Below are 1,878 nucleotides of genomic sequence, written 5' to 3'. Positions count from 1 at the left end.
ATCCTTTTAAGAATCTACAATACTCAAATTCCGTCACCTAGGAACCCCAAAATTGCACGATGACAATTTTAGGTGATTCAGTCCAAAAATAACGGCTTTGCCGTTTTTAAAGTGCCTTTGGCACAAAACCCTTTAATTTAAAGGCGTTCAGTAAAAATTAATATTGTTCAGTGACAATCCAAAAAAATGAATATTACTTAATGACAATTTTTTAATATTGCTCGATGACAATAGAATTTTACTATTTTTGAGAAATCATTAAAAAACTACGCCAAATTCCTCCAATTTATTCTCCCATTGGTCGGCTATTGCATCGGTTGTGATCTCATTTTGGATACGAGCCATCATCTGCATAATTGACTCATCACCCTGTTTAAACCGATCTGATAACCGATTAGACATGATTAATCCTGTAATCTTGCTCGCCCTGTGCTGTAAATCGCTCACATTTGCGTTTTCAGGCTGTTTTACGATGTTGGTAGGGATTTCTACGGTTTTTTGCTTAGAAACGCCAGAATCGCTGTTTTTTGCCGTTTTTGATGCTGTTTTGGGTTTGGCTGTGATGTAAACCGAATTGATCGAGCGTCCTTTCTTCAAAAATTGAGTATCTGTGATGCTTAAATCGGTTTGTTCGTGGATTTCTTTGAGTGCTGGTTCAATCACATAGACCCTTAAATCCTTATTCGCTTTGTATTCACTATCTGAAAAACAAAACATTGAACGGATCTCCGCAAGTGTCAGTTCAACGTAGAACTCCTTGCCTTTCCCTAGGTTCTGTTTTTGCTTGAGAAACTCATAAAAACGCAGGGAATGAACGCACTTAAATCGCTGAATATTCTTATTTTCATATTGCGTGAAGTAGCCTTGCAGTTGAAGCAGATAGGGCTTTAAGTCGGGGTGAAAATCGACAAGTAATGTCCCTCGATTGCTGTTGTAGCGTACCGATGAAAACCAATTCAGGGCTATGCCCTCGATCTCATCCCCAATGATGATTGGTTGTTTATTTAACTCTAGGGCTGATTTTTTGATGTAGCGATACGCATTTTTAGTGTCGATACCGTGATTTTCGGCAATGCTACGAACATTCACCTCGTATTTTTTAAAGTCTGTATCTTCAATGTGGATTTGGGAAATAACGTTGTGCAAAACGTATTGCTGAATGATCGTTAGTCGATATTTTGCTGTGATTAGATCATTTGATTTTTTGACAATTTGGTTGGTTTCTTTCATGACAAAACCTAGTTGGATTTTGAGCAAGTATTACACAACTAGGAGCTAAATAAAATACTCTTTTTTATGTCAAAATATTCCTATTTGACCGTTATTTTCTCCTATTTGACCGTTATTTTCTCCTATTTGACCGTTATTTTCTCCTATTTGACCCCGTGAAAGCCTTACACAGCAAGGCTTTCAGACCCCCTAAAAAAAGAAAAAAAGAAAAAAAGAAAAAAAGAAAAGCGGTTTTTTCACGAAAAACAGCCCTATGCCCTCGCTAAAGCTCGGACGTTTTAACCTCGCTAAAGCTCGGTTGAGGGGCTGTTTTTTTTCAAATGATCATTGAGAACCAAAAGCAGAAAAAAGCAAAAGCGACTATGAACTCGCTTCGCTCGTGTTTTTTCAAAAGCAAAAGCCCTCGATAGTAAAAATTATCGAGCAGCCAGTATTTTTAAAAGCGGTTTTTCAAGGGGGGAATAAGCGAACTTTCATTGTGTCGCTCGTAGACACTCGCTAATTATTATTTTTGAAAATCTAATAATTTCACCCGACTGAAAACCCCATTAAGTCGAATCTCGGAACTGCTTATTATGAAATCCCATTTTGAGCATCAATCTAATAAAAAACATTCCTTTGAAAATCACTATTGAGAAAAATCTTAGA

General features: G+C 37.0%; 1 protein-coding gene. It reads right to left on the bottom strand.

Annotated elements, in window-relative coordinates; translation table 11 throughout:
* Positions 1-258 precede the first annotated feature (258 nt).
* Positions 259-1,230, bottom strand: coding sequence for a replication initiation protein (locus D7V32_RS16910; RefSeq protein WP_120385383.1), 972 nt, complete (start codon positions 1,228-1,230; stop codon positions 259-261).
* Positions 1,231-1,878 lie beyond the last annotated feature (648 nt).

The sequence above is a fragment of the Acinetobacter tianfuensis genome, assembly GCF_003611465.1.
Classification (GTDB): Bacteria; Pseudomonadota; Gammaproteobacteria; order Pseudomonadales; family Moraxellaceae; genus Acinetobacter; species Acinetobacter tianfuensis.
Note: the sequence above shows the minus strand (reverse complement) of the source record. Positions and strands in the feature narration are given on the sequence as shown.